This window comes from Delftia sp. ZNC0008 (genome assembly GCF_000799035.1).
Lineage (GTDB): Bacteria > Pseudomonadota > Gammaproteobacteria > Burkholderiales > Burkholderiaceae_C > Comamonas > Comamonas tsuruhatensis.
Genome location: NZ_JTKZ01000802.1, coordinates 1 through 574, shown reverse-complemented (window position 1 = coordinate 574; position 574 = coordinate 1). Strand labels below are relative to the sequence as shown.

The following is a 574-nucleotide window of genomic DNA, read 5'->3' as shown; positions in this document are numbered from 1 at the left end:
CGCAGGACGCGCCGGGCCAGCCGCCCACCCAACCCGTCGCCCGCGCCTGAAACCGTTCGCCCAGAGAAAAGACAACAACATGAGTGACTCCGAAAATTCCAATGGCGGCACGGCCGCCTCTGCCTCGCCTGCGCCGGCTCCCGCTGCGGCGCCTTCGCCATCGCCATCGCCTTCGCCTTCGCCCAAGCTCATCAAGCCCTCGCTGCGCAGCGTGCTGGTGATGCTGGTGGTCGCACTGGCCGGCGTGCTGCTGGTGCTGCGTGCCTGGAACCTGTTCCCCTTCGCGGGCACCGTGGTCAGCACCGACAACGCCTATGTGCGCGGCGCCGTCACCGTGCTCGCGCCCCAGGTCAGCGGCTATGTGACCGAGGTGCTGGTGCAGGACTACGAGAACGTCAAGGCCGGCCAGCCCCTGGTGCGCATCGACGCACGCACCTACGAAGCCGCCCAGGCCCAGGCCCAGGCCCAGCTGGCCAATGCCCGCGCACAGCTGGCCAATGCCGACCAGACCCAGGCCCAGAACCGCGCCACGCTGGGCGCCAGCCGCGCCGGCCTGGCGGCGGCGCAGGCCGAA

1 pseudogene is annotated in these 574 nt (G+C 70.7%); it reads left to right on the top strand.

Features of this window, described 5'->3' with window-relative positions:
• Positions 1-79 precede the first annotated feature (79 nt).
• A pseudogene (locus tag L995_RS25820) lies at positions 80-574 on the top strand (biotin/lipoyl-binding protein); the annotation flags it as partial.